This window comes from Streptomyces sp. GDS52, assembly GCF_052246875.1.
GTDB lineage: Bacteria > Actinomycetota > Actinomycetes > Streptomycetales > Streptomycetaceae > Streptomyces > Streptomyces cathayae.
Genome location: NZ_CM125966.1, coordinates 3507952 through 3533355 on the forward strand (window position 1 = coordinate 3507952; position 25404 = coordinate 3533355).

Below are 25404 nucleotides of genomic sequence, written 5' to 3' on the forward strand. Positions count from 1 at the left end.
AGCGGAAACACGTACGGGAGCCCGGAAAAACGGAGCAGGGGCCCCGCACCGATGTGCGGGGCCCCTGCTGAAATCCCTGTGTACTCGCGTACGTACGGGTCAGGCGGGAACGATGTTCTCGGCCTGCGGGCCCTTCTGGCCCTGCGTGACGTCGAAGGTCACCTTCTGGCCTTCCTGGAGCTCACGGAAGCCCGAGGTGGCGATGTTCGAGTAGTGGGCGAAGACGTCGGCGCCGCCGCCGTCCTGCTCGATGAAGCCGAAGCCCTTTTCCGAGTTGAACCACTTCACCGTACCGGTGGCCATATCAAATCTCCTGAGACAGTGCTGGGAAAACGCACTTTACGAATTCCCTCATCGTCGCGATGATCACCTGCCCGGAGAACCGGTAGCAAACTGGCAACCACAACTGCAACTGACGTCAGCCTAGCATGGACCATATCGACGGCAAGCGAGGAAAATCACCGAGAAATAATGCCGGCAACACGTTTAGGGAAATAGATTTCCGTGACGGACACTGGATTTCTGGTCCGGCGGGAACAGATTTTCAGTGGTGCTGGTGCACGGCGGTGTCCGCGTCCCGTCGGCGCAGCTCCTCGTTGAGCCGCTCGACCTGCTCCAGCCGCTCCTCCAGGCCGATGATGCGGCACGCGGCGTCGACCGGAGTCCCCTGGTCGACGAGCTCGCGGGCCCTGGCGGCGAGCTTCAGCTGGTGGCGCGAGTAGCGGCGGTGGCCGCCCTCCGAGCGCGTCGGGGTGATCAGTTCCGCCTCGCCCAGGGCGCGGAGGAAGGCGGGTGTCGCTCCGACCAGTTCGGCGGCCCTGCCCATGGTGTAGGCCGGGAAGTGGTCGTCGTCGAGCCGGTCGGCGACGGGCGGCCGGGCGTCGTCCGGCCGCCCGTCGGCATACGGCTGCCTCTCCGGGGGCATGCGCACCTTTCTGCGGACCGCAGGGGACACGGACCGCTACGGGACGGGTTCCCCACACCGGAACTCTAATCGCCTCGGCGGAAAAACTGCCACGGCGCACACAGATATCCGCGCCTGCCCCTGCTTCCGCTCGCGGAGGGGGAACGGACACGGATCCCCCTCTCGCGAGGGGGTCGCTCAGACGTGCCCGGGACCTCCACTGCCGAAGCCGCCGCTGGAACCGGGCAGCCAGCGCCGCCGCTGCTGGTCCTTCCCCGTTCTGGTCGCGGCGTGACGGAGCTGGTAGGGCATGAGCCGTTCGCCGTCCCTGGACACCTTCGCGATCTCGTCCGGCTCCCGCATCTCCCGCATCTCGTGGACCGCACCGGTCTCCGGCAGCTTCGGCTGGTCCTCGGGGGCGGGGCGGGGCTCCTCCTGATCCATGACCTTCATGCCGACACGTACGGCCCAGACCAGCGCGCCGGCTATCACCAGCCCGCCGACGAAGGCCGCGAGCAGACTCAGCACTTGCTGGCTCGCGGCCAGCAGTTCATACGATGCCGTGTTCATGGTCCGATTATGGACGAGAAAGTGAGATAAAGCACTCGAATGCCCCACTTGTCCGTTCGGGGGCCCCGGCGGGCGTCCACGCTCATTCGGCCGCTCCGGCAGGCGGCGGCCTCCGCGCCATGACAAGTTACCGACGGAGGGAAGGCCGGAACGGGCCGTCGCGTCCCCACGTGTGCAGCTCGGGGCCCACCCCCGGCCTTCCCCCCTCACCCCGCCCCGTCCCGCAGACACATCGACGGGACCGGCGGCGCCGGCGCCTTCCCAGAGCAACGGCTTCCGGAGAGCCGGCCCGGCTCTCCGGTCAGCCCAGGCGCAGCGGTAGTTCCCTCAGGCCGCGCAGCAGGGTGCTCGTTCGCCAGGTGAGGGTCGTCGGGTCGGTGGCGAAGGCGAGGGAGGGGTAGCGGTCGAGGAGGAGGCGGAGGGCGATCACTGCCTCCGCGCGGGCCAGAGGGGCGCCGAGGCAGTGATGGAGGCCGTGGCCGAAGCCCAGGTGGCCCCGGGGGCGGCGGGTGATGTCGAAACGGTCGGGGTCCGGGAAGGCCAGCGGGTCACGGGAGGCCGCCGCCAGCGACACCAGCACCGCGTCTCCCGCGTCGACGCGGGTGCCGGCCAGGTCCAGCCCTTCGGCCGCGAAGCGGAACGCGCCCGCGTGGACGGGAGAGTTGTAGCGCAGCGACTCCTCGATCGTCCCGTCGACGAGTGACGGGTCGGCGCGGAGCCGGGCGAGCTGGTCCGGGTGGGCCAGCAGGCTGTGCAGGGTCGCCGAGATCAGGTTGACCGTCGTCTCGTGACCGGCGACGAGGAGGAGGAAGGCCGTTCCGAGCAGTTCCTCCGGAGTGAGGCCGCCGGCTGTGGATCCGGGTTCGGGGGCGGGGCCCGCACTCGCGTCGTCGGTCGCCGTGGCCAGGGCCGCGAGCAGGGAGCCGTCCGGGGTCCGGGCCTTCTCGGCGGTCAGGTCGGTGAGGTAGCCGGCCAGGGCGCCCGCCGAAGCGGCGGCGTCCTCCTCACCGGTGGGCATGACCAGCTCGTTCGACCAGGTGTGGAAGGCCGTGCGATCCGCCGCGGGCACGCCCAGCACCTCACAGATCACCGTGACGGGCAGCGGCAGTGCGTAACCGCCCACCAGGTCGGCGGTGCCCTGCCCGGGCAGTTCCGCGAGCAGTTCCCGCGCGATGTCCTCGATGCGCGGACGCAGCCCGGCGATCCGTCCCGGTGCGAAGTGGCCCGCCACCAGTCGCCGCAGGCGCGTGTGCTGCGGTGGGTCGCTCTGGAGCATGTTGCGGCCGATGGCGTGACCGCCGTCGGTCCCCCAGGTCGCGGAGTGCCGGATGTCGTTGCGCAGCCGGGGGTCGGTCAGCGCACGGCGGACCGCCTCGTGCGTGACCACCAGCCAGCTGTCCCCGCTGCCGGGGACGTGGACGCGGTGCACAGGGCCCTTGGCGCGCAGCGCCGCGTGGACGGCGTACGGGTCGGCCGCCGGGTCGAGGTCCTCGGGGACCGGTTCCTTCGGGGTGGGCGCTCGCATGCCACCGTCCTTTCCCTGTCTGCTCCGTGTCTGCGGTGTCGTACCTCGGTCCACCGGGCTCACCTCACCGACCGGGCCATACGTCGGCCGTCGCGTCCGCCACGGCAACCCCCTGGGCGCGTCCCGCGCGGGCGGCGGCCGGGCGACGGACGCCGGCCGTCATGTCACGGCCCATGGCGCGGCGGGCCGCGGCGTTCGGCGTGACGAGGGTGACCTCGGTGCCCTCGGCCCTGAGAGCGGCCGCCTGCCGCCGGGCGTCGGGATGCGGGCCGACGGCCGAGGGAATCGGCGTGAGGGCCAGCACCCGCTCGTCACCGCGGGCCAGTTGGAGGTTGCCGGTGGAACGGGTGCCGCCGTCGATCCAGCGCCGTCCGGCAGCCGTGATCGGCGGCCACACCACCGGCACCGCACAGCCGGCGGCGACCGCCTCAAGGAGCGTGAGCCCGGAGTCGGCGTCGAAAGCGTGCACCTCTCCGGTCACGGCGTCGACCGCGGTGATCCGCAGCCTCCCTCCGGCCGGCCAGTCGACGGCGCCCCGCAGCAGGGGGCGCAGGGCGTCGAACACCTCGGACTCGGGGCCGGTGCGCGCGGCGAGGGCGGTCCGTCCCAGACGCCGTACCGAACGGTCGGGGTCGCGGGAGCCGAGCGCGGCCCAGAGGAAGCGGAGCGTCGTGGGCAGGCCGGAGCCGATGTCGATCCGGTCGGCGCCGGTGAGCTGACGCTCGTACATCTCGGCCGGCGGCTCTCCCCCGAGCAGCCGGGAGCCGAAGATCGCGCCGGCCGAGGTGCCGATGACGACGTCCGCCCGGTCCAGGTCGATTCCGGCTTCCGCGAGACCGGCGAGCACCCCGGTCAGCCAGGCTCCGCCGACCGGGCCCCCGCCCCCGAGCACCAGCGCGGTTCCGCCCATCAGGTGTCCCTTCCGACGCTTCGAAGCAGCCTAAACGGGGAGTACTCCCCGTTTACTGTCCCGACGATAACATCCTCACCGGGGAGCACTCCCCGGTTCACGCGGAGACGGAGGGACGGATGGACGGAGGGACGGACAGAAGCGTCGGCCAGGACTCCACGGCCCCGGAGTCGCAGCCCGCGCCCCGGCAGCGGCGCGACGCCCGGCGCAACCGGGACCGGTTGGTGGCGGCGGCCCGCGAGGTGTTCGCCGAGCAGGGGCTCGACGCGCCGCTCGACGTGATCGCCCGCCGGGCAGGCGTCGGCAACGCGACGCTCTACCGGCACTTCCCCGCCCGCGCGGCACTCGTCGACGCCGTCTTCCGCGACCAGTTGACGGACACGATGGCGGCAGGCGAGCGGGCCCGGACCGCCCCCGACGCCTGGACGGGTCTGCACGACTACCTCGACGTCGTCTTCGGCACCCTGGCCGCCGACCGCGGCACCAACGACCTCATGACCACCCACCTGCCGGACGTCGAGTCCCTGCGGTCCGTGCACGCCCACAACCGCCGGACGGTGGAACTGCTGCTCGACCGGGGCCGGGAGGAGGGCACCGTGCGTCCCGACGTCACCACGGAGGACGTCCTGTTCGCCCTCGCCGCCCTGGGACGCGCCGTGCCGCCCCTCACCACGGCCGCCGGCCCCGACGCCTGGCGCCGCCCCCTCGCCCTGTTCCTCGACGGCCTGCGCACCGCCCCGGCGTCACCGCTGCCGGGTCGCGCCCTCACCGGTGCCGAACTCGGTGACGTGCTTCAGGAGATGGGTCCGCACCGGCCACGGGCCGGGGGAGCCGGGTGAGCACCCCCGGCCGGGGCGGGGGCGGGGTCAGGCGGCGGGGTGAGGGCTCGGGGTGGGGGGTGTTTCGGGGAGCAGCCATGCCGTGGTGTCCGGGTGCAGGCTGCCGTCGGTCAGGGGTGCGCTGGACAGCAGGACCTCGCCCGCGGGGAGGGGGACCGGGTCGGGGGACAGGTTGGCCACGCAGCGCCAGCCGTCGTTGCGGTCGAACCGCAGCACCCCGGCGGGGGTGTCCTCCGCCCAGGTCAGCGTCTCGCCCTCCTGGAGCTTGCGGCGCAGGCGCAGGGCCGCGCGGTACAGCTCCAGGGTCGAGCCCGGCACCCCCTCCCGCGCCTGCACCCCGTCCTGCGCCTCGACGGCGTACGCGCCGAAGTCCGGCGGCTGCGGCAACCAGGCGCCACCCGGGCCGAACCCGTACGACGGTCCGGTCCTCGTCCAGGGCAGCGGTACCCGGCAGCCGTCGCGGCCCTTGCGGACGTGGCCGGTCTGCTCCCAGACCGGGTCCTGGAGGACCTCGGTGGGCAGGTCGGCCACCTCGGGCAGGCCGAGTTCCTCGCCCTGGTAGACATAGGCCGAGCCGGGCAGCGCCAGCATCAGCAGGGTCGCCGCGTGGGCCCGGCGCAGCCCGGCGGCGGTGTCGACGGCCGGGGCGTGTCCGCCGGACAGCAGCCAGGCGTCGTCGTCCGTGCCCGGCGGCAGCATCAGGCGCGAGGCGTGGCGTACGACGTCGTGGTTGGAGAGCACCCAGGTCGCCGGGGCGCCGGCCGCACGGGCGGTCGCCAGCGAGTCGGTGATGACCCGGCGGAGCGCCTCCGCGTCCCAGGGGGCCTGCAGGTACTCGAAGTTGAAGGCCTGGCCCAGTTCGTCCGGCCGGGCGTACAGGGCGCGCCGGGCGCCGGGGACCCAGGCCTCCGCGACGGCCGTGCGGGGCGGGGAGTAGGCGTCGAGGATCTTGCGCCAGTCGCGGTAGATCTCGTGCACCTCGTCCCGGTCGTAGAACGGGTGGGTGCCGGGCGGGAACTCGGCGAGGGCGGCCTCGCCGGCCGGTCCAAAGGCCCCGAGGTCGCGCAGCGGCTCGCTCAGGTCCTTGGCGAGGGCGTGCGCGACGTCGACGCGGAAGCCGTCCACGCCCCGGTCGGCCCAGAACCGCAGGGTGGTGCGGAAGTCGGCGCGGACGTCCTCGTTCGCCCAGTTCAGGTCGGGCTGTTCGGCGGCGAAGAGGTGCAGGTACCACTGCCCGTCGGACACCCGCCGCCAGGCGCTGCCACCGAAGACGGACTGCCAGTCGGTGGGCGGGAGTTCACCCCGCGGGCCACGCCCGTCGCGGAAGACGTAGCGCTCGCGGGCCGGGGAGCCGGGACCGGCGCGCAGCGCCTCCTGGAACCAGACGTGCCGGTGGGAGGTGTGGTTGGGGACGATGTCGACGATCACCTTGAGGCCCAGGCGGTGTGCCTCGGCGACCAGCGCGCCGAAGTCGTCGAGGGTGCCGAGGCGCGGGTCGACGTCCCGCGGGTCGGCGACGTCGTAGCCGCCGTCGGCGAGTTCGGAGGGGTAGAACGGGCTCAGCCAGAGGGCGTCCACGCCCAGGGCGGCGAGGTGGGTGAGGCGCCGGGTGACGCCGCGCAGGTCGCCCAGGCCGTCGCCGTCGGCGTCGGCGAAGCTGCGGGGATAGACCTGGTAGACGACGGACTGCCGCCACCAGTCGGGGTTGCGCGAGGAGAGGTCGGGCGCGGAGAGGTCGGGCGCGGCGCCGGACGGAACGCCCGGGGCGGGGGCCGGCGGGGCGGGCGGATCGGTGTGGTCGGTCACGCGGTCTCCTCCGGGTGGACGCGGATGACTGCATGAATCTGTCTAGAACGCCGCAAACATGAACACAGGGGCGGAGCGGAGGCATTCCCTCCTTGTGTGACGGGGACGTGAAGAATGCACAACTTCCCTTGCTTCGCCGCAGGTTGACAGGGTGATGCGACACGGCCACCATGAAGGCGCACTGAGGCACATGTGACCAATGAGCCTCGTGTTCCTTCGACCACTCATGCCCGGGACGGCCGGCCGCCGCGTGCTGCCCTGCCGCCCTGCCGCCGTGCCCCGGTCTCCGGCCCACGCCAAGAATGGGATCCGCATGTCCATAGCGAGACGTGTCCTCACCCGCCGCCTGCTGGGGACGGGCGCCGCGACCCTCGCCCTCTGCGCGGCCACCGCCGTCGCCGCGGCCTCCGCCTCCGCCCACAGCGCTCCCGGCGGGGACGGCTGGAAGTCGGGCGGCGACTACCGGCCGGGCACCGGTGCCGGCACGGTCACCGAGACCGACCGCTGCCAGTTCTCCCTCGACGGCAAGAACTTCTTCGACTCCGTCAAGGTCGACGACCAGAGCCTGCGGCCCAGTGAGGACGGCAAGGTCCGCATCGAGGTCCGCGCCGCCGGTGACGCGACCACCTGCACCGCCTCGCTCGCCTCCTACCTGGCGCACGGTGCCACCTTCGCCTCCTCCGGCGAGCAGGTCTTCGTCGACTTCGACACGGTGACGGTCAAGCCCGGCGCGACCGACTCCCTCGACATCTCCGTCCCGGACAAGGGCTGCTTCGCGCAGATCGACCTCTACCGGGGCGCCGTGAAGTTCGACGGCAAGCTGGACGCCGACGACGGCTTCGAGCACGGTGAGCTGCCGAAGGGGCCGGACCGTCCGGTCATCAAGGACAAGCTGATCGCGGCCTGGAACGGCGGCACCAGGGACTGCACCGCCGACACCCCGGCCGAGGAGCCGACTCCCGAGCCGTCCACCTCCGCGCCGGAGCCGGCAAAGCCGTCGGAGCCCGCCGAGGACACCGCTCCGCCGGCCTCAGAGACGCCGGGCGAGCCGTCCACGACGCCCGGCACCGACGCGCCCGACGAGTCCCCCTCCGAGCCGGCCACCGAGCCGGGCGCCTCGCCGAACGGCGGCAGCGACAACCTCGCGGAGACCGGCGCCGACGGCAACACCGGTCCATTCGCGATCGGCGCGGCGGTTCTGCTGGCGGGCGGCGCGGCGCTCGTCGTGGTCACCCGCCGCAAGCGCGCCGGCGCGGGCGCGGGCACCGAGAGCCATTGACGTCCTCTCCTGCCCGAGGGCAGGAGATTCCGGTCGGTACCGCTTCGCGGTACCACCTCGGGTTCCTGTTTCACAGGCCACTGCCGACCGGTGAGGGTCGGTCTTACACGGCCTCCGCAGGCCTGACTTCCCGCCCGTCCGGCGGTAGGTCCGACAACTCCGTCGTCGGACAAGGCGATCTCAGCCATGCCGCCGCGCCCCTTCGGGCCACTACGGGCAGGATGCCCTACACCTCCACCCTGAAGGGTGGAGCACTGGGCAAGCGTTCGGTAGCACCCCCGTACACGCCCGGCCCGTTCCCCCGCGGGCCGGGCGTTCGCGGCTCCGGGGGCGGACAGCCGGCCTACCGCTGTGCTCCGGACCCTCCGTCCGCCGCGGTGGGCCGGCTGTGCGCCACGGTCGCCACGGTCTCCAGGTAGAGCCGCACATAGCGCTGTACGTCCACGTCCAGCCCGACGTCCACCAGGCACTGCTCGCGCGTGCCCTCGTGCAGTTCGGACTCGCCGATCCGGGGGCGGCGGTCGACCACGGTCTGGCCGCGGGCCGGTCCGGGACCCAGGGAGACCTCGACGGGGAGCCGGTGGGTGGTCAGGCCCTCCGGATCGACGACCGCGCACAGCGCACCCGCGTCGCCGAGCCCGCCCACGTCCTCGGTGGGGTCGTCGGGGGCGCTGCCGGGTGTCGTGGGCCGGTGGGCCAGCAGGTCACCGGCGAGCCGGGCGCCCGGTTCGGTGCTCGCGCGCAGCCCGCGCACCTCGGCCGCCGGGACGACGACCCGGCGGAACACGTCCAGGCCGTACATCGTGATCGGCACCCCCGCGGTGAGCAGGATCGCGGCGGCCTCCGGATCGTGCCAGACGTTGAACTCGGCCACCGGGGTGGCGTTGCCGGCGCCCACGGCGCCGCCCATGAACACGATCCGCTCGATGTTCCGGGTGACCTCGGGATGCGTCCGCAGCAGCAGCGCGATGTTGGTCAGCGGGGCGGTGGGCACCAGGGTGACCGGGAGCGGGGAGGCGAGGATCTCGCGGCGCAGCAGGGCCACCGCGTCCAGGTCCGCCGGGAGGCGCCGCGGGGCGGGCAGGCCGAGGTCGCCCATCCCGTCGTGGCCGTGGACGTGACGTGCGGAACGCGGCGCCTCGATCAGCGGGCGCTCGGCGCCTCTGGCGACCGGAATGCCGGGCGCGCCCGCCTGTTCCAGCACGGTGAGCGTGTTGTGGACGACGCCGTCCACGTCCGTGTTGCCGGCCACACAGGTCACCGCGCGCAGGTCGATTCCCGGGTGGCGGACGGCGAACAGCAGGGCCAGGGCGTCGTCGACACCCGTGTCGCAGTCGATGATCACCGGGATGGGCAGACCGTTCGGCACGGCGCGGACTCCTTCGGGGCGGGGACCGGGGGCAGGGGCCAAGGGCGGGAACCACGGGCGGAAATCACGGACGGGCGGGGAACACAAAGATGACACGGAGGAGCCGCGAAGGGGGCGGGGACGGTTCCTCCCGAGCGCTCACCCGGACGGACCGCCGCGCTGGTGGGGCGGGCGGCTCGGTGGTGCCGTAAGAGCACGTCCCGACCCTGGGCGAGCAGAACACAGCCGCAGCCCGGCTCCACCAGGAGGCACCCCCGATGACGCACGCCCAGGCCGTCGCCCGCGCCCTTCTCGCCTCCGCGCTGTCGGTGTCCGCGCTGCTGACCACGGCCGCCTGTTCCGTCGGCGGGCGGGACGTGACCGGGACGGTGCTGCCGTCGCCCGTCTCCACCCGGGCCCCGGCCGCCTCGCCGTCCTCCGCCGCGCCGGCCGTCGAGCAGCCCTCCGCGTCACCGCCCGACGCCGGGCTGAGCGAGGACCAGGTCCGGGCCGCGCTGATCACGGAGACGGACCTGGGACAGCCCTGGGTGCCGACGCGGGGCGCGGCGACCTGGCGGGACGGGCTGCTCAAGGCGAGCACGAAGAACGCCGACTGCCGGCGTCTGCTCGACGTCCTCTACACCGAGGAGCTGTTCGGCACGCCGACCGGACCGCGGGCCGTGGTCGCCCTGGACGACGCCTACAACGGCGCCCAACTGCGCTACCAGGTCGCCGCGTACCGGCCCGCCGACGTGGACCGCACTCTGAAGTGGCTCGGCGGACTGCCTCAGAAGTGCGGGGAGTTCAAGGCGACGACCAAGCGGGACGGCGTGCAGGCGGCCGAGGTCGACGCGTTGCGGCTGCCGGAGATCGGGGACGCGCGGCAGGCGTTGCGGGTCAGCATGACCGGCAAGGCGGCCGACGGGGAGTCGACGCATCTCACCCTGGACGTCGCGGTGGTCCGCATCGGTGAGGACACCCTCACCCTCACCAACGGCGGCTTCGGCGAGGTCCTGTCCGAACTCACCCAGGTGATCGCGGAGTTCGGGGCGGACCGGCTGACGGAGATCAGGAAGCAGGGGCGCGCGGAGATCTGACCGCGGGGCCGCTCGCCGGTGCCGCCCACCCGGTACCACTCAGCCCAGGCGGTCCACGGCCTCCTTGGCCTCGGCCAGGCCCGCTCCGGTGACCTCGCGGTAGGTCTTGACCGCCTGGATCCTCTTGCCCTCCCGCACGAGCGCGACGATCTCGTCCCGGCGCGGAACCTCCTCGTGCAGGTCCAGGTGCTCGAGCACCAGGTCGAGCTTGCGCTCGAGACGGGCGGCACGGCGGTCGGCCCGGGAGATCTCGAACTTGATGGTCATGATGCCGAGGAACACGATGAGGAAGGCGACTGCGTCCATTCCGGCATCCTAGGCAACCGGAGCGGCACTCACCCGGAGGGTTTCGCCCTCGGCGCCCCTGCTCAGACCGGGGGCTGGGCCGGGGCCGGCCCCAGGGTCGTGGTGCCCGGGGCCGTGCGGTGGCCGAGACCGGTGCGGTAGGCGTCCAGGGCGGCCTCGACGCGGCCGGTGCGGCGGAGCAGGTCGCCGAGGAGGCGGCACAGGTCGGCCAGGTCACCGGCCGCACCCGCCCGCTCCAGCAGGCTCATCGCGCGGACGTAGTGCTCCTCGGCCTGCTCGGTGTCGCGCACGTCCTCGGCGATGATGCCGAGCAGCCGGTGCGCCGCCGCCGCGTGCACCGCGCCCCGTTCGGGGGAGAGGCCGCCGAGCACGTCCCGCAGCAGGCCGGCCGCCTCCCGCGAACTCCCGCGCCGGTGCAGTACGTCGGCCAGCTCCACGGTGACCTGACTGCTGTAGAGGACGGCACGGGTGGCCGACAGCATCTCCAACGCCCGACGCAACTCACCTTCCGCCAGATCGAGTTCGCCGTTCTGCGCGTACACGTACCCGCGCATCCAGTGGCAGTTGGCGAGCTCCGTACGCAGGTGCAGTCCGCGGTACAGCTCGGCCGCCTTGGCCAGCGAGGCGTCGGCCTCGGCGATCCGGCCCTCGGCGAGCAGGGTGCGGGCGACCGACCGGTGCATGCGCGCCACCAGTGCCGGGTCGCCGGCCTGCGGGGCGAGCGCCAGTGCGAGCTCCGCCGCCTGGGCGGCACGCGCGTGTGCGCCCATGTCCATGTACGGGCCGATCGCGCTGGCGTAGAGCAGCAGCAGCGCGTCCGGGTCGTGCAGCCCGGACCGGTTCAGCTCGTCGATGGTGGACTCCAGCAGGTAGACCGCGTACCGGAGTTCGCCCGCGAGGTAGTGCGCGACGGCCCGGCCGCGCAGCGCCGGCACCCGGGCCTGCAGCGGGGCGTCGGCGAGACGTTTCTCCGCCCGTTCGAAGTACTCGCGTCCGGGCTCCAGTTCACCGGTGTCCAGTGCGCACTCGCCGAGCCCGAGCAGCGCGGCGGCCTGCTCCTCGGCGAGGTCCTGCTCCTCGGCCTCGGCGAGCAGCCCGGAGTACTGCCGCACCGCCGTCGCGGCCTCGCCGAGGGCGAGGGAGCGCTGGGCCTCGGTCAGCCGGAGCCGTAACTCGGTGACGAGTCGCGCCGAACGCCCGGTCGCCAGCTCGTCGAACGTGACTCCGAGCCGGTCGGCGAGATGCCGCAGGGCGTCGTCGGAGGGCCGCACCCGCCCGGCCTCCAGCGTGGAGACGTAAGCAGGGGTGTACACCGGCTCGGCCAGCTGTTTCTGGGTCAGCCCGCACTGCACGCGCAGCCGCTGCACCCGGCGCCCGATGGTGTCCGGATCGTCACGCTCCCCCACTGCCAACTCCCCCTGTGCCTCTTGCTGTTCGAGACTGACACCCTCTAGGTTAAACGCCGGATTAAACCCGCTTAACCCGTTGCTGTTGCGAGGTCGTCGTGCTGGAACGCATTCGCACCACCAGGCGTTACGCCAGAGGCTTCGTCGCGGCCGTCGCCGCGGTCGCCGCACTGGTCCTGGCAGCCAACGCGGGCCCGGCCGAGGACACCCACGCCGAGGACTCGGAGCAGCACACCACGGCCCCGGTGGAGGCCTCGGTCCGCTAGGGCCTGTCCGGCGGCTCGAGCCCCGGAGGCTCCTCAGCTCTGTGTCTGCAACTGGCTGAGCTGCCGCCGTACGTGGTCCAGGGCCCCCTGCTGCCGTCCGGGCACGCGGGCACGCAACTCCGCCAGCAGCGGGCCGAGTTCACGGGCCCGTGCCGGGTCTGCGATCCGGCCCCACTGGTGGTGCGCCCGGTCCACGGCCGTCTCGACGACGGAGGCGTCCACCGCCTGGCCGGTGTTCAGCCGTGCGGCGGCCACCGTCAGCCAGGTACGGCAGCTGAGCACCGCGTCCCCGGCCAGCATCGCCAGATCGGCACGGACCTCGGCCCAGTGCAGCGCCTCCTCGGAGGCGGGCCCGTACGCGAGGACGGCACTGTGCTCGTGCCGCGCGGCGAGCGCGTCGGCGTCCGCGTGACGGCCGGACCGCACGGCCGCCGTGATGGCCGCGTGCGGGTCCCCCGGGGCGGGCCCGGAGCCGCGCCGGGCCAGTACGAGACCGGGGTGCTCGCTCTCCGCGGCGACCCGGGTCAGCGCCTGCCGGTGCAGTTCCTCGTTCGACGGGCGCCGTCCGCTGCGCAGCAGCGTCGCGACCGCCTTCATGTACGCCGGCACCGCGACCGTACGGCGGGAGGACGGCGGCGCGACACGGCCGTACACGGCGGTGTCGCGGCCGGAGTCCAGCACGAGCGGCGCCGGGACCGGCGCCGGGGTCTGCGGGACGGGCTGCTGGCGGGGCAGCAGCCGGGGCGTCCGCGGGGAGCACAGTGCCTGCCAGCTCTCCGGGTCCGCGTACAGGTCGAGGATCAACGTCGTGGCGCCCGGCGGCCGCAGCCGCAGCTCCTCCCGGAACCAGTGCCACGGGAACGCCGTGTAGCGCGCGGTCGACGCGGTGGTGCGGGCCAGCGCAAGATGGGGCAGGCGCTGGCGGCGGTCGAGCAGCAACTGCCCGGTGACGTACACGGTGAGCGGTCCGGGAGCGGTCGCGGCGGCACGCAGCCGGGTCAGGACGGCCTGCGGCTCGAGCGGGTCGGCGAGTTCGACGACGTTCGCGGTGTCCGTGCCGGACAGCACGGCGGGCGGTACGGCCGCGAGGACGGGGAGCACCGACGCCGCGTCCACCAGCCGCCCCCGCCCCAGCGGCGAGGCCGCCAGCAGCAGCACGGTCCCGGGCGTGGTTCCTGACACGGTTCCCTCCCTCTGTCGAGCACCCGGTCGATCGGCCCGTCGACCGACCTGTCGATCGGCCCGTCGACCGACCTGCAGACCGGCCCGTCGATCACCCAGACCAGCACCGTAACCGCTGTGGTTCCCGTCGGGGGGCTCAGATCCGTGAACGTCCCCCTTCGGGGCGTTCGCCCTCGGGCGCGCGGATCCGGCGGACGGCGAAGACGGTCGTGTCGTCGGACAGCCGGCCGCCACTGTGCCGGAGCGTCCCCTCCCGCACGAAGGCGGCCAGCCGGTCCGGTTCGGCGAGGCCCGGGTCCCGCGTGACCGCCCGCGCCACCTCCTCGGCGAGCCGGTAGAACGCCCCGTGGGCGTCCCGCGCCTCGGTCACCCCGTCGGTGACCACCAGCAGCGTCTCGTCGGCGGCCAGCGACAGCCGGTGCACGCGCACCGGGGCGGGGTCCAGCTCGCGCAGACCCAGCGGAAGACCACCGGTCACGGGCAGCGAGCGGACGCTGCCGGGCCTCACGGCCAGCGGCGGTTCGTGGCCGAAGACGACGACCTCCACCGTGTCGGAGGGAGCCACGGGAAAGCCCAGCAGCACGGCGGTGGCGAAGCGGTCGGCATCGGTCCGGCCGAGGGCCCTGACGTAGTCCCGGTGCCGCAGCATCCGCTGCTCCAGGCGCTCGGCGACGGCCGCCAGCTCCGGCTCGTGGGGGGCCGCCTCACGGAACGTGCCGAGCAGTACCAACGCCGTCTCGACCGCGCCCAGCCCCTTGCCCTGGACGTCCCCGAAGAGGACCCGGGTGCCGTACGGACCCGGCTGGATGTCGTAGAAGTCACCGCCGACCCGGGCGCGGGCCTCCGCGCTGAGGTAGACGCCCGCGTGCTCCAGGCCGCCCCAGAACGGCGGCAGGGGGCGCAGCACCGTGCGGCGGACCGTGTCGGCCACGTCCCGCATGTACAGCGCGCGCCGCTCACCGCGCACCCGGACCGCGCACGCCAGTGTCGCCAGGACACCGCCGACGGTGACGAGGATGAAATCGGGCAGCCCCGTCTGGAACTCGTGCAGCCAGACGCTGTCGACGACCCAGAAGGTGCCGATCGCGAGCACCGCGAACACGGCCGTGCCCCACACCCCGCAGATCGCGGCGGCGATGCCCGGCACCAGCACGATCCAGGAGATGATCCGGAACACTCCGCCGGTGTGGTAATCGACCGCCGCGATGACGACCAGCAGCAGGAGCGGCGGCACCCAGGCGACACTGCGTCCTCGTACCCGCAGCAGTTCGTACCGGTGCAGGGCGTCCCCGCGACCGGCCCGGGAGTACCGGTCGTCTCCCTTGCTGCCCTGACGCACCGCCCCAGCGAAGCACGCGGCCGCACGGCACGCATCCGGTCGGTACGCCGACTTGCCGACGGCCCCGTACCGGTGTGCTCTGGAGGAGCAAGCGAGGAGAAACCCGTTCAGGGGAAGCCGAGAGGGAGGAGCGCTCTCATGGCTCATGCGGCACCCAGACCCAGGACCGTGAGCAGGCGGCCCGGCACTATCCGCGTCTTCAGCGACCGGACCCACAGCGTCGCCAAGCTGGCGGTGCCCGTCGTCCTCGGGCTCGTCTACGGCTACTGGGCGGCGGCCAACGCCCGCTACGGCGGGCCCATCACCGGCTGGAACCTCCTGTTCGGGTTCCTCACCGCGCTGGTGTTCGCCGTCCTGTGCGCGGCCCTGCTGAACATCGCGCCGAAGCTGCGCCGCGAAGTGCACGCGGTGCTGTGGGCCGCCTTCTCCGGCATCGCGATCGGCTTCCTCGTCAACCAGTCCCACACCAGCGTGCTGCGGTCGACGGTGCTGGGGCTGGCGACCGCGGCGGCCGTCTTCGCGTTCCTGTTCTACCGCTACTACACGCACGAGGACGCGAAGGGCCACCGCATCGAGTGACACGGCCTCCTCGTCCGCCCCCGCGGCCTCCTTCACGGCGGCCGCGACGGCTCCTTCGCAGCGGCCGCCGGCTCCTCCGCTGCGGATGCCGGCTTCTTCACGGCGGCCGCCGGTCCGGCGTCGTGGGCGCCGGGCAGGTGAACGCGGGGCGGGCGATCCGGGTGATCCGGGAGCCTCAGGCATCCCGGCACTCCGGATACCCGCCCCACGTTCACCTGTCCGGCCCCGGCACCTCGGCCGGGGAGATGCCTCCCGCCGCCGAACCGCCCCGCCACGAGCCGACCCCCGCACGCCTGCGCGACGCCCCGCCGGTGGCGCCCGTCGCCCCGGTGTGCCTGCTCGCACCCCGCGGCACGCTCGCGTCCTGGCCGTCGCCCGCGCCGGGCGCGGGCCCGAGCGCGGATCGCCGCAACCTCCCGTCGTGCGCCCTCGTCCTTGAGGGAGGATCTCCGTGCATCCCACCCGCGAGCGGAAGGCCGGACGTTGGACACTGCGACTGTCGAGGGGGCGGCCGCCCAGGACGACACCGGACGCCACGACGCCGGACACCGCGGCGGCGGGCGACGGTTCGGTGCGTGGTGTGCGGCGCTGCTCTTCGCCGGGGTGAGCGCCGTCGTCGGCTGCCGGACCCTCGGCACCGACGGCGTCACCCCGGTGCCCCAACTGCTCGCGTTCCTGCCCTGGCTGCTGGTGCCCACCGCCGCCGGGCTGCTGTGCACGGTGCTCGCCCGGTGGTGGACCGGCGCGGTGTGGGGCGTCGCCCTGCTCGGGCTGCTGGCCTGGTTCGTCGAGCCGTACGGGAAGACCGGCGCGCCCGCCGGACCCCCCGTCGCCGAGCTGCGGGTCATGACCTCCAACGTCGAGTTCGGCCGAGCCGCCGAAGGGCTGGTCGACGCCGTGCTCCGGGAGAAACCCGACCTGGTGTTCGTCCAGGAGTGCGAGTACACCTGCGACGCGGTGCTGAAGCGGGAGCTGGCGGCCGCCTATCCGCACCGGCGGGCCGTGGCGGGCGGCGGCTCCGAGGGCTCCGTCATCCTCAGCCGCTTCCCGCTCCGGGGCACCGACGGCGTCCCCGGCACCATGGGCATGCCCGGCGCCGTCGCCGACGTCGACGGACACGCGGTACGGCTCCAGCTCGCCCACCCCATGCCGCCGCTCCCCGGCCAGGTGGACCTCTGGCAGCGCGAGCTCGGCAGGCTGCGCGACGCGGCCGCCGCGGACCGGACGACCCCGACGGTGCTCGCCGGGGACTTCAACGCCTCCCAGGACCACGCCGCCTTCCGGCGCATCCTCGACACCGGCCTCAGCGACGCCGCCCGGCTGGACGGCTCGTACCGGATCCCGACCTGGCCGGCCAGGACCACTCCGAGGTTCGGCGCCCAGATCGACCACGTGCTGGTGTCCGAGCGGTTCGCCGCGGACCGGGCCCGCTTCCTCGACCTCGCCGACACCGACCACCGCGCGCTGGTCGTCGACCTGACCCTGCACCGCGGCGGCTGACCCGGGCCCGGCCCGCGCCGCACCGCACCGCACCCGGAGACGGACGGGGTGCGGGCCCCCTCGGGAGCCCGCACCCCGTCCGTGTGCGTATCGGCAGCCGCCGACTCGGTCTCCGCCGATGCCGGCGTCGACTCAGGCGCAGGCGTCAGACGCCGATGTCCTGCCCGTCGGCACGCCACACGGCGACCACGGACGGCCGGACGTACGTGCCGGGTCCGTCGGGCCAGGTGCTGCCCGGATTGTCGACCGACGCCCCGTCCACCTCGCCCGGGTGCTGCACGGCGACCAGCACCCGCCGGTCCTGGATGATCGGGCCGCAGGTCTCCGCGCCCCTCGGCACGGTCAGGAACTGCTTCAGCTCACCGCGCCGCTCTCCGCGCGTGGCGACACCGAAGAGCCCGTCGTGCGAGCCAAGGGCGGCACCGTCGGTGGAGATCCACAGGTTGCCGTGGTCGTCGAAGGCGACGTTGTCCGGGCAGGAAATGGGGCTGACGGAGTCCTTGGGGAAACCGGCGAAGTACGTCGCCGGGTCCTGCGGGTCGCCCGCCACCAGGAACAGCGACCAGGCGAACTTCGTGCTCTCCGGCCGGTTCCAGCGCTCGGTCAGCTCCAGGATGTGGCCGTGCTTGTTCGCGTTGCGGGGGTTGGCCTCGTCCGCCTTGGGGTTCGAGCCGACACCGCGGTGGGAGTTGTTGGTCAGGGCGACGTAGACCTTGCCGGTGACCGGGTTGGGCTCGACGTCCTCGGGCCGGTCCATCTTGGTGGCGCCCACCTTGTCGCCGGCGAGGCGCGTGAAGACGAAGACCTCCTCGGCGGTCATGCCCTCGACGTGCGAGACGGCACCGCGGGCGGTGGCGGTGGCCAGCGGGATCCACTGACCGCTGCCGTCGAACTCGCCGTCCTTCGGGAGCTTGCCGGTGCCGTCGATCTCGAGGGCCGGCGAGTCACCGGTCAGCTTGGCGACGTACAGGGTGCCCTCGTCGAGCAGCGTGAGGTTGTGCTCGCGCGCGGCCCGGCTGTTGCCGTGCCTCATCCGCTTGCTGCCGACGAACTTGTAGATGTAGTCGAACCGCTCGTCGTCACCGGAGTAGATGACCGGACGCCCGTCGTGCGTCAGCCGCACGGTCGCGGCCTCGTGCTTGAACCGGCCGAGCGCGGTGCGCTTGCGCGGGGTGGAGTCCGGGTCGTACGGGTCGAGTTCGACGACGTACCCGAAGCGGTGCACCTCGTTGGGCTCCCGCGCGAGGTCGAAGCGCTGATCGAAGCGCTCCCACTTGCGGCCGGAGGCACCGGTGCCGACCCCGTAGCGCTTGTCGGTGGCGCTGCTGCCGTTGGCGAAGTACTGGTTGAAGTTCTCCTCGGCGTGCAGCGTGGTGCCCCACGGGGTCGTGCCGCCGGCGCAGTTGTTGAGGGTGCCGAGCACCTTGCGGCCGGTCGGGTCGGCGGAGGTCTTCACCAGGTCGGACCCGGCGACGGGGCCGGTCAGGCGGAACTCGGAGGTGACCGTGAGACGCCGGTTGAGGTGGTGCCGGGTGACGGGCGTCAGCTTGCCGCTCTTCTTGTCCTCCTCGACGACGACCGCCGCGAGCCCGTGCGCGGCCCAGGCGATCTCCACCTGCTCACGGGTGGGGTTCTCGGAGTCGTAGTCGCGGAACATGAGGATCTCGTCGGTGTACTCGTGGTTGGCCACGAGCACCTGCCGGCCACGCTCGCCCTTGAGGGGGAGCAGCGCGAGGAAGTCGACGTTGTACCCGAACTGCCCGGCCTGCGCGGCGGCGGTCTGGTTCTCGGGGTCGAAGGCAGGCGCTCCGCGCAGGATGGGCTCGCCCCAGCGGACGACGACGTTCTGGCGGTAGCCCTCCGGCACGGTGACGGCGTCGGCGGTGTTGGGCGCGACCGGCGTGAACCGCAGACCGCGGGCACCCTTCGCCTTGTTGTTGCCGTGGCCCTGGCCCTTCCCCGCCGCGGGCACCGCCTGGGCCTCGGGGGCACCGGCGAGGTTGACGGCGCCGGCCGCGACGACCGTGACGGCGGCGGCGGCCCGCATCATCGAACGGCGGCTGAGGGCGTCGGAGATCACGTCACCGACGTACTCGTTGGAGCTGGTGTTGGGCACCTCGTGGAAGCAGGCGTCACCACACCGGAAACGACAGGTCATGGCGGACCGGCCGCCGGGGTGCGAACCGGACGGCGTTCCGATCAACGGCAGCAGCTTGCGCACGTTTTCTCTCCTTGGAAACCCGGGGTGTCAGCGTGACCGTAGGAGCACATACGTGCGGCAGCCGGGCGCCGGGGTGAACGGAGAGTGAACCTGCGGAAGCATGAAGGGAGTTGCCGAAAGCACGGTGCGTCGGCGCGCGCGGGCCGGATAACGGCCTTGACAAGCGCGGCGCCCGATACCCGACCCTACCCAAGATCGCCCACAAGGGCCGCTAACCTTACGTGTCCGTCCTGGCCAGGGATTGACGGGCTACAACTCACGCGAAGGGTTGCGCACATGGGCATTCTCACTCTCCTGCGGAACGCGTTCGGTCGGTCACGCAGGGCGAACACCGCAGAGGCGGAGGGTGCGACGCCGGTCGCCGAAACGGACGGTGCGGAACAATCCGCCCGTGCGGACGAGGCGACCGCGGCCACCCCGACGCCGCCCGACCGGACCGACGAGCCCGCCGCGGCCGCACCGGCGGCCCCGAGGCTTCCGTCCCCCTCCCCCGAACCGACACCCACGCCGACGCCGACGGCCGAGGTCTCCGTCCCGGAACCCCGTTCCGACGAACACGACCTCGTCTCGGCGGCCTTCGACAACGCAACGCCCCCGACCCCCACCACCCCGGAGCCCAAGGCAGCCGAGCCCGAGGTCGCACCCGAGCCCGAGGCGAAGGCCGAGACCGAGGTCAAGGCCGAACCTGAGACCACCCCCGAAGCCGAGGTCCCCTCCGAAGCTGAGGCCACCCCCGAAGCCAAGGCGGATCCCGAGCCCGAAACTGAGGCCGAGCCCGAAGCCAAGGCGGATCCCGAGCCCGAAACTGAGGCCGAGCCCGAAGCCAAGACCGAGGCCAAGCCCGAGCCCGAGGCCACCCCCGAAGCCGAGGTCCCCTCCGAAACTGAGGCCACCCCCGAAGCCAAGGCGGATCCCGAGCCCGAAGCCGAGGCCGAGCCTGAGGCGAAGCCCGAGGCCAAGCCTGAGCCCGCACCCGAAGCTGAGGTCACCCCCGAGGCGGAGGCGGATGCCGAGCCCGAGGTGGAGGCCGGGGTGGAGGCGAAGGCCGAGGTCGAATCCGTACTCGAGCCCGAGGCCAAGCCCGTACTCGAGCCCCGGACCGAGGTCGCACCCGAGCCGGAAGCGAAGCCTGAGGTCGCGGCCGAGGCAGAAAACTCGCCCGAGACCCCCGAGCCCTCGGCGGCCCCCGAGCCCGAGCCGAAGCCCGAGGCCGCAGCAGAGCCCAAGGCCGTAGCCGAGCCGGAGGCGGAGGCGGAGGCGAAGCCGATGACGGCTGCCGCCCCGGAAGCACAGCCGGAGCCTGAGACCGCACCCGCACCCGCACCCGCCGACGGCGACGGCGAGGACACCCCGCAGGGGCCACCCGCACCCGACAACGAAAGCCGCACGGGTGGTGCGGGTGGGAACCCCACCGAAGGCGAAGCCGAGGCCGAGCCGACCACCACCCCCTCGCTGCCGCAGGCACTCACCACCGCCCACACCACCGCCGCCGCCACCCTCGCGGAGCACAACCTCACCGGCACCCGCGCCGCCGTCTACCTCGTACTCGACCGCTCCGCGTCCATGCGCCCGTACTACAAGGACGGCTCCGCACAGGCCCTCGCCGAGCAGACCCTCGCCCTCGCCGCCCACCTCACCGCCGACCCCGAGGCCACCACGGTCAAGGTCGTCTTCTTCTCGACCGAGGTCGACGGCACCGGCGAGCTCACCCTCACCGACCACGAGAACAAGATCGACACCCTGCACGCCTCCCTCGGCCGCATGGGCCGGACCAGCTACCACGCGGCCGTGGCCGAGGTCCTCGCCCTGCACGACAAGGCCGCCCCCGCGGGCACCCCCGCCCTGGTGGTCTTCCAGACGGACGGCGCCCCCGACGCGAAGACCCCCGCCACCCAGGCCCTCACCGAGGCGGCGAAGACCCACCCCGCGGTCTTCTTCTCCTTCGTCGCCTTCGGTGACCCGGAGAACAAGGCCTTCGACTACCTCCGCAAGCTCAAGACACCGAACACCGCCCACTTCCTCGCCGGCCCGTCCCCCCTGGAACTCACCGACAAGGAGCTCTACGAGGCCGTCCTGGAGTCCTGGCGCCCGTAGCCCCACGGGGGGCACCCCCAGCACGTCCCGCGCCGCCCGCTTCTCAGCACGTAGAACGAGAAGCGGGCGGCGCACCCGTGTCGGCTACGATTTGGAGATTCCGTACGTTTCAACCTGGGAGCAGCCTCCGATGGCTCGACACCTCATCACCAGCGCCCTTCCGTACATCAACGGGATCAAGCACCTGGGCAACATGGTGGGGTCCATGCTCCCGGCGGACGTCTACTCCCGTTACCTGCGCCAGCGCGGCCACGAGGTCCTGTACATCTGCGCGACCGACGAGCACGGCACCCCCGCCGAACTGGCGGCGAAGGAGCAGGGCCTCCCGGTCGACACGTTCTGCGCGCAGGCGCACGACGCGCAGAAGGCGGTCTACGACGGCTTCGACCTCGCCTTCGACCACTTCGGCCGCAGTTCGTCACCGCAGAACGTCGAGATCACCCAGCACTTCGCCCGCCGCCTGAACGAGAACGGTTTCATCGAGGAACGCTCGATCCGGCAGGTCTACAGCCCGGCCGACGGCCGCTTCCTCCCGGACCGCTACGTGGAGGGCACCTGCCCCCACTGCGGCTACGACAAGGCCCGCGGCGACCAGTGCGAGAACTGCACGCGCGTACTCGACCCGACCGACCTGCTCGACCCGCGTTCGGCGATCTCCGGTTCCACGGACCTGGAGGTCCGCGAGACCAAGCACCTCTTCCTCCTCCAGTCGAAGCTCCAGCACGAGGTCGAGGAGTGGGTCGCCCGGCACGAGGAGGAGTGGCCCCACCTGGCGGCCTCCATCGCCCGCAAGTGGCTGACCGAGGGCCTGCACGACCGTTCGATCACCCGTGACCTGGACTGGGGCGTCCCGGTGCCGGCCGACACCTGGCCGGAGCTGGCGGCCGAGGGCAAGGTCTTCTACGTCTGGTTCGACGCCCCGATCGAGTACATCGCCGCGACGAAGGAGTGGGCGGACTCCGCTCCCGAGGGCGAGACCCGGGACTGGAAGTCCTGGTGGTACGAGGTGGACGACACCGTCCGTTACACGGAGTTCATGGCGAAGGACAACGTCCCCTTCCACACGGTGATGTTCCCGGCCACCCAGCTGGGAGTCCGCGAGCCGTGGAAGAAGGTCGACTACGTCAAGGCCTTCAACTGGCTGACGTACTACGGCGGCAAGTTCTCCACCTCCCAGAAGCGGGGCGTCTTCACCGACCAGGCGCTGGACATCCTCCCGGCGGACTACTGGCGGTACTTCCTCATCGCCAACGCGCCCGAGTCGGACGACTCGTCCTTCACCTGGGAGCACTTCACCGCCACGGTGAACAAGGACCTGGCCGACACCCTCGGCAACTTCGTCAACCGCGTCCTGTCCTTCTCGAAGAAGCGCTTCGGCGAGGCGGTCCCGGCGGGCGGCGAGCCCGGCGAGGCGGAGACCCGGCTCGGCGAGGAGATCGCCGGGCTCCTCGCGGAGTACGAGTCCCAGATGGAGGCCAAGCAGTTCCGCAAGTCGGCGGCCGCTCTGCGCGCCCTGTGGTCCGCGGGCAACTCCTACCTGGAGGAGAAGGCCCCCTGGCTGGAGATCAAGACCGACCAGGACGCCGCCGCCCTCACCCTGCGCACGGCGATGAACCTGATCCGCCTGTACGCGGTGGTGTCGGAACCGTTCATCCCGACGGCCGCGGCCGCGATGCGCCGGACGTTCTCCCTCACCGACGACACGGCGACCTGGGTCACCGCCGAGGAGGCCCGTACGCTCACGTCGCTCCCCGCCGGCACCCCCTTCACCGTCCCGCCGGTCCTCTTCGCCAAGCTGACGGACGAGGACCTGGAGGCGTACAAGGAGCGCTTCGGCGGCGAGCCGGAGTCCGCGTAACGACCGCGCACCACCGACGTCAGGGCCCGGGAACAAAGGTTCCCGGGCCCTGACGCGTCCGTTAGCGTCGCGGTACGACCACGCCACTCAGGGGGAGCACTCATGGCACTGTTCGGCAACGCACACAGCATCGACCCGGCATCGGCGCAGCAGGACTACGCCCGTCTCCTGGGCCACGGCGAACAGGTGCACGCCGCCTACCTGCTGATCCGCGACACCATCCTCTTCACCGACCGCCGGCTGATCCTGATCGACAAGCAGGGCATCACCGGCAAGAAGACCGAGTACCACTCGATCCCGTACCGCAGCATCAGCCACTTCGCCGTCGAGACCGCCGGCCACTTCGACCTCGACGCCGAACTGAAGATCTGGCTCTCGGGCTCCCCGACCCCCGTCCAGAAGACCTTCACCAAGGGCGTCGACATCTACGAGGTCCAGGCCATCCTCACCCAGTTCGTGACCCGCTGACCCGGACGAAGCCCACCGCCCCCACCACGACCACAACCGGGTCTCGGAAACCGACGTCACGCACAGCCCCGGATCGACCAACAACATCCCACGGGGCGATGCGCAGTCGAAGGGTCAGCTTCCCGACGCGTGTGCCACGAAGTCGGCCCACGCGCCGGGCGTGAGCACCAGGCGGGGGCCGTCGACGCTCTTGGAGTCGCGGACGTGCACGGTGCCGGGGGTGAGAGCAAACTCGACGCAGGAGTTGCCGTCGTTGCCGCTGCTGTAACTGCTCTTGAACCACGCCAGCTCGGAGGCGTCCCCGGCAGCGGTCTTGCGGATCATGTCTCCCCCAGCAGTTGTCCGACGAAGGCCAGCGACTCCCGTGGCGAGAGAGCCTGAGCCCGGATGGTGCCATACCGCAGCTCAAGAACGCGCAGGTGTTTGGGTTCCGAAGTCGGCCGACCGTTGAACGCGCCGTCCGAGCGGCCCACTGCCGATCCGTCTGCGAACTTCAGCAGCTCGATCTTGCCGTCCATGCCGGAGTGCGTCTCGCAGTTCAGCGGCATCACCTGAAGAACAACGTTGTGCAGCCGACCCACCTCCAACAGACGTTCGAGCTGCTGGCGCAACACCATTGTGCCCCCGATCGGACGGCGCAGGGCCGCCTCTTCCAGGACGAAGCTGAGCGCGGGCGCGGGTGACCGCTCGTAGATCGACGAACGAGCCGCGCGTGCGGCCACCATCCGCTCCACCTCATCCGGGGAGTAGGGAGGCTGCATGGCTTCGAACAGGGCGCGTGCGTGGCCGGGGACCTGCAGAAGTCCGTTGATGCCGTTGCTCTCGTAGATGCCGATCTCTACCGCCTGGGCCTCCAGCTTGGCCAGCTCCCGAACTGTTTTCGGATACCGGACCTTCTTCACGTCCTCCCAGGCCGCCGCGATGAGTCCGCCCGCGTCCAGCACCTCGTCGGCCCTGTCCAGGTACTCCTGTCGGGGGATCCGCTTGCCGCCCTCAACCTTGTGGACGAGGTCGTCCCCGTACCCGACCGCCGCCGCGAAGTCGGCGACCCGCATCCCCACGGCCTCCCGCCGCAGCCTCAACTGCCGACCCACCGTGGCGAGAACGGCCACGCCCCACTCGTCGTCCGGGTCCACCTCCCACCCCGGTTCGTCCGCCTCGGTCCGGAGCCGTACCGCCTCGCCGTCCACCGACATACCGCACCCCTCTGCCGTACCGCCGTGCCGTAACGCCCTTGCCGGCAGGCCGGTTTCCGACGGTCCGGACAGCGGCCGACAAGCCCCGACAGTCACCCTACGTGTCGATACTGTCACTGTTCACAGTAAGCACGTCCGGCCACTCTCGGTGAGGTGAACAGCGAAAAGTCCACCCAACTCGTGTCGGCCACCGACCACTTCAGCGTGCTCCTGTCACCCACACCCCGAGGCGCCCGCCTCGCCCGGCTGCTCGCCACGGACTGGATGCGCGACCGGGACCTGCCCCACCCCACCGCCGAGGCCGCCGAACACCTCGTCGCCGAACTCGCCGCGAACGCGGCCACCCACGGCCGGCTCGCCGGACGCGACTTCCGCCTCGCACTCCTGGACCGCGACGCGACCCTCCGCATCGAGGTCACGGACACCCGCGGTGACGACCTCCCGAGCCGCCGCGTGCCCGCCCCCGACGCCGAGTCCGGACGCGGCCTGCTCCTCGCCGAGGCGCTCGCCGACCGCTGGGGCGTGCGGCTCGGACCGGTCCCCCGCAAGACCGTATGGGCAGAACTCGATCTACCGCACCCCTGACCAGCGGAAACGGCTCAGGCACCGGAACCCGAGCGCGTGTGTTCCGGTGCCGTCGGCCGTCTTTTCCAAGGACCACGAGAGGGAAAGAACCCCCACCAAGCCCCACCCCTCCCGCCCACGGCGCAC

At 72.3% G+C, this 25404-nt stretch carries 24 protein-coding genes; 10 read left to right on the top strand and 14 right to left on the bottom strand.

Annotation, left to right across the window (positions count from 1 at the left end):
* Positions 1-99 precede the first annotated feature (99 nt).
* From ACTWJ9_RS15925 to ACTWJ9_RS15945, 5 genes are all read right to left on the bottom strand, one after another.
* On the bottom strand, positions 100-303 hold the full coding sequence (locus ACTWJ9_RS15925; protein WP_004985680.1) for a cold-shock protein: 204 nt from the start codon (positions 301-303) through the stop codon (positions 100-102).
* A 241-nt stretch (positions 304-544) separates the two neighbouring features.
* Complete coding sequence (locus tag ACTWJ9_RS15930) at positions 545-925, bottom strand: MerR family transcriptional regulator (protein ID WP_279334891.1); 381 nt, start codon at positions 923-925, stop codon at positions 545-547.
* 177 nt (positions 926-1102) lie between these two features.
* Positions 1103-1474 (bottom strand): DUF6479 family protein, encoded by a 372-nt coding sequence (locus ACTWJ9_RS15935; RefSeq protein WP_279334892.1) that lies wholly within the window; start codon positions 1472-1474, stop codon positions 1103-1105.
* 301 nt (positions 1475-1775) lie between these two features.
* Complete coding sequence (locus tag ACTWJ9_RS15940) at positions 1776-2999, bottom strand: cytochrome P450 family protein (RefSeq protein WP_279334893.1); 1224 nt, start codon at positions 2997-2999, stop codon at positions 1776-1778.
* A 64-nt stretch (positions 3000-3063) separates the two neighbouring features.
* Positions 3064-3909 (bottom strand): patatin-like phospholipase family protein, encoded by an 846-nt coding sequence (locus ACTWJ9_RS15945; protein ID WP_443294347.1) that lies wholly within the window; start codon positions 3907-3909, stop codon positions 3064-3066.
* A 119-nt stretch (positions 3910-4028) separates the two neighbouring features.
* Here ACTWJ9_RS15945 and ACTWJ9_RS15950 point away from each other — a divergent pair, with 119 nt between their 5' ends.
* A complete protein-coding gene (locus ACTWJ9_RS15950; protein ID WP_279334895.1) occupies positions 4029-4748 on the top strand; it encodes a TetR/AcrR family transcriptional regulator in 720 nt (239 codons plus the stop codon).
* Positions 4749-4775: 27 nt separating this feature from the next.
* Here ACTWJ9_RS15950 and ACTWJ9_RS15955 read toward each other — a convergent pair whose 3' ends face one another.
* Positions 4776-6554 (bottom strand): glycoside hydrolase family 13 protein, encoded by a 1779-nt coding sequence (locus ACTWJ9_RS15955; protein ID WP_387037382.1) that lies wholly within the window; start codon positions 6552-6554, stop codon positions 4776-4778.
* A gap of 313 nt (positions 6555-6867) precedes the next feature.
* Here ACTWJ9_RS15955 and ACTWJ9_RS15960 point away from each other — a divergent pair, with 313 nt between their 5' ends.
* Positions 6868-7833, top strand: coding sequence for an LAETG motif-containing sortase-dependent surface protein (locus ACTWJ9_RS15960; RefSeq protein WP_279334897.1), 966 nt, complete (start codon positions 6868-6870; stop codon positions 7831-7833).
* A gap of 343 nt (positions 7834-8176) precedes the next feature.
* On the opposite strand, the gene ACTWJ9_RS15965 is transcribed toward ACTWJ9_RS15960, so the two are convergent.
* Positions 8177-9202: a nucleoside hydrolase gene (locus ACTWJ9_RS15965; protein WP_443294348.1), complete on the bottom strand. Its 1026-nt coding sequence runs from the start codon at positions 9200-9202 to the stop codon at positions 8177-8179.
* A 257-nt stretch (positions 9203-9459) separates the two neighbouring features.
* On the opposite strand from ACTWJ9_RS15965, the gene ACTWJ9_RS15970 reads away from it, so the two are divergent.
* Positions 9460-10278 (top strand): hypothetical protein, encoded by an 819-nt coding sequence (locus ACTWJ9_RS15970; RefSeq protein ID WP_443294349.1) that lies wholly within the window; start codon positions 9460-9462, stop codon positions 10276-10278.
* A 39-nt stretch (positions 10279-10317) separates the two neighbouring features.
* Here the strand turns inward: ACTWJ9_RS15970 and ACTWJ9_RS15975 are convergent, their stop codons facing one another.
* Positions 10318-10584: a ribosomal protein L7/L12 gene (locus ACTWJ9_RS15975; protein WP_279334900.1), complete on the bottom strand. Its 267-nt coding sequence runs from the start codon at positions 10582-10584 to the stop codon at positions 10318-10320.
* A 62-nt stretch (positions 10585-10646) separates the two neighbouring features.
* Complete coding sequence (locus ACTWJ9_RS15980) at positions 10647-11990, bottom strand: helix-turn-helix domain-containing protein (RefSeq protein ID WP_387041833.1); 1344 nt, start codon at positions 11988-11990, stop codon at positions 10647-10649.
* A 98-nt stretch (positions 11991-12088) separates the two neighbouring features.
* Here ACTWJ9_RS15980 and ACTWJ9_RS15985 point away from each other — a divergent pair, with 98 nt between their 5' ends.
* Positions 12089-12256 carry a hypothetical protein gene (locus tag ACTWJ9_RS15985; RefSeq protein ID WP_388704178.1) on the top strand — a complete coding sequence of 56 codons (168 nt, stop codon included), beginning with the start codon at positions 12089-12091 and terminating at the stop codon, positions 12254-12256.
* A gap of 33 nt (positions 12257-12289) precedes the next feature.
* Here the strand turns inward: ACTWJ9_RS15985 and ACTWJ9_RS15990 are convergent, their stop codons facing one another.
* On the bottom strand, positions 12290-13438 hold the full coding sequence (locus ACTWJ9_RS15990) for a hypothetical protein (protein WP_443294350.1): 1149 nt from the start codon (positions 13436-13438) through the stop codon (positions 12290-12292).
* A gap of 136 nt (positions 13439-13574) precedes the next feature.
* A complete protein-coding gene (locus ACTWJ9_RS15995; RefSeq protein ID WP_387041838.1) occupies positions 13575-14777 on the bottom strand; it encodes a PP2C family protein-serine/threonine phosphatase in 1203 nt (400 codons plus the stop codon).
* A 138-nt stretch (positions 14778-14915) separates the two neighbouring features.
* Between ACTWJ9_RS15995 and ACTWJ9_RS16000 the strand changes: the two genes are divergently transcribed.
* Entirely contained in the window at positions 14916-15356 is a 441-nt protein-coding gene (locus ACTWJ9_RS16000; protein WP_279334905.1) for a hypothetical protein, read from the top strand.
* Positions 15357-15839: 483 nt separating this feature from the next.
* The gene (locus tag ACTWJ9_RS16005; protein WP_388704186.1) at positions 15840-16856 is read left to right on the top strand and encodes an endonuclease/exonuclease/phosphatase family protein; all 1017 of its coding nucleotides are present in this window, start codon (positions 15840-15842) and stop codon (positions 16854-16856) included.
* A gap of 145 nt (positions 16857-17001) precedes the next feature.
* Here the strand turns inward: ACTWJ9_RS16005 and ACTWJ9_RS16010 are convergent, their stop codons facing one another.
* Positions 17002-19077 (bottom strand): PhoX family protein, encoded by a 2076-nt coding sequence (locus ACTWJ9_RS16010; RefSeq protein ID WP_443294351.1) that lies wholly within the window; start codon positions 19075-19077, stop codon positions 17002-17004.
* Positions 19078-19353: 276 nt separating this feature from the next.
* Here ACTWJ9_RS16010 and ACTWJ9_RS16015 point away from each other — a divergent pair, with 276 nt between their 5' ends.
* The 3 genes from ACTWJ9_RS16015 (at position 19354) to ACTWJ9_RS16025 (ending at position 23497) form a co-directional block, all read left to right on the top strand.
* Positions 19354-21171: a VWA domain-containing protein gene (locus tag ACTWJ9_RS16015; RefSeq protein ID WP_443294352.1), complete on the top strand. Its 1818-nt coding sequence runs from the start codon at positions 19354-19356 to the stop codon at positions 21169-21171.
* A 130-nt stretch (positions 21172-21301) separates the two neighbouring features.
* Positions 21302-23029 carry a methionine--tRNA ligase gene (metG, locus tag ACTWJ9_RS16020; protein ID WP_279334909.1) on the top strand — a complete coding sequence of 576 codons (1728 nt, stop codon included), beginning with the start codon at positions 21302-21304 and terminating at the stop codon, positions 23027-23029.
* Between the two features lie 102 nt (positions 23030-23131).
* Positions 23132-23497, top strand: coding sequence for a PH domain-containing protein (locus ACTWJ9_RS16025; protein ID WP_279334910.1), 366 nt, complete (start codon positions 23132-23134; stop codon positions 23495-23497).
* 114 nt (positions 23498-23611) lie between these two features.
* On the opposite strand, the gene ACTWJ9_RS16030 is transcribed toward ACTWJ9_RS16025, so the two are convergent.
* Complete coding sequence (locus tag ACTWJ9_RS16030; protein ID WP_279334911.1) at positions 23612-23821, bottom strand: DUF397 domain-containing protein; 210 nt, start codon at positions 23819-23821, stop codon at positions 23612-23614.
* The gene (locus ACTWJ9_RS16035; RefSeq protein ID WP_279334912.1) at positions 23818-24693 is read right to left on the bottom strand and encodes a helix-turn-helix domain-containing protein; all 876 of its coding nucleotides are present in this window, start codon (positions 24691-24693) and stop codon (positions 23818-23820) included. The genes ACTWJ9_RS16030 and ACTWJ9_RS16035 overlap by 4 nt, the downstream gene beginning before the upstream one ends.
* 153 nt (positions 24694-24846) lie before the next feature.
* Here ACTWJ9_RS16035 and ACTWJ9_RS16040 point away from each other — a divergent pair, with 153 nt between their 5' ends.
* Positions 24847-25278: an ATP-binding protein gene (locus tag ACTWJ9_RS16040; protein WP_279334913.1), complete on the top strand. Its 432-nt coding sequence runs from the start codon at positions 24847-24849 to the stop codon at positions 25276-25278.
* Positions 25279-25404 lie beyond the last annotated feature (126 nt).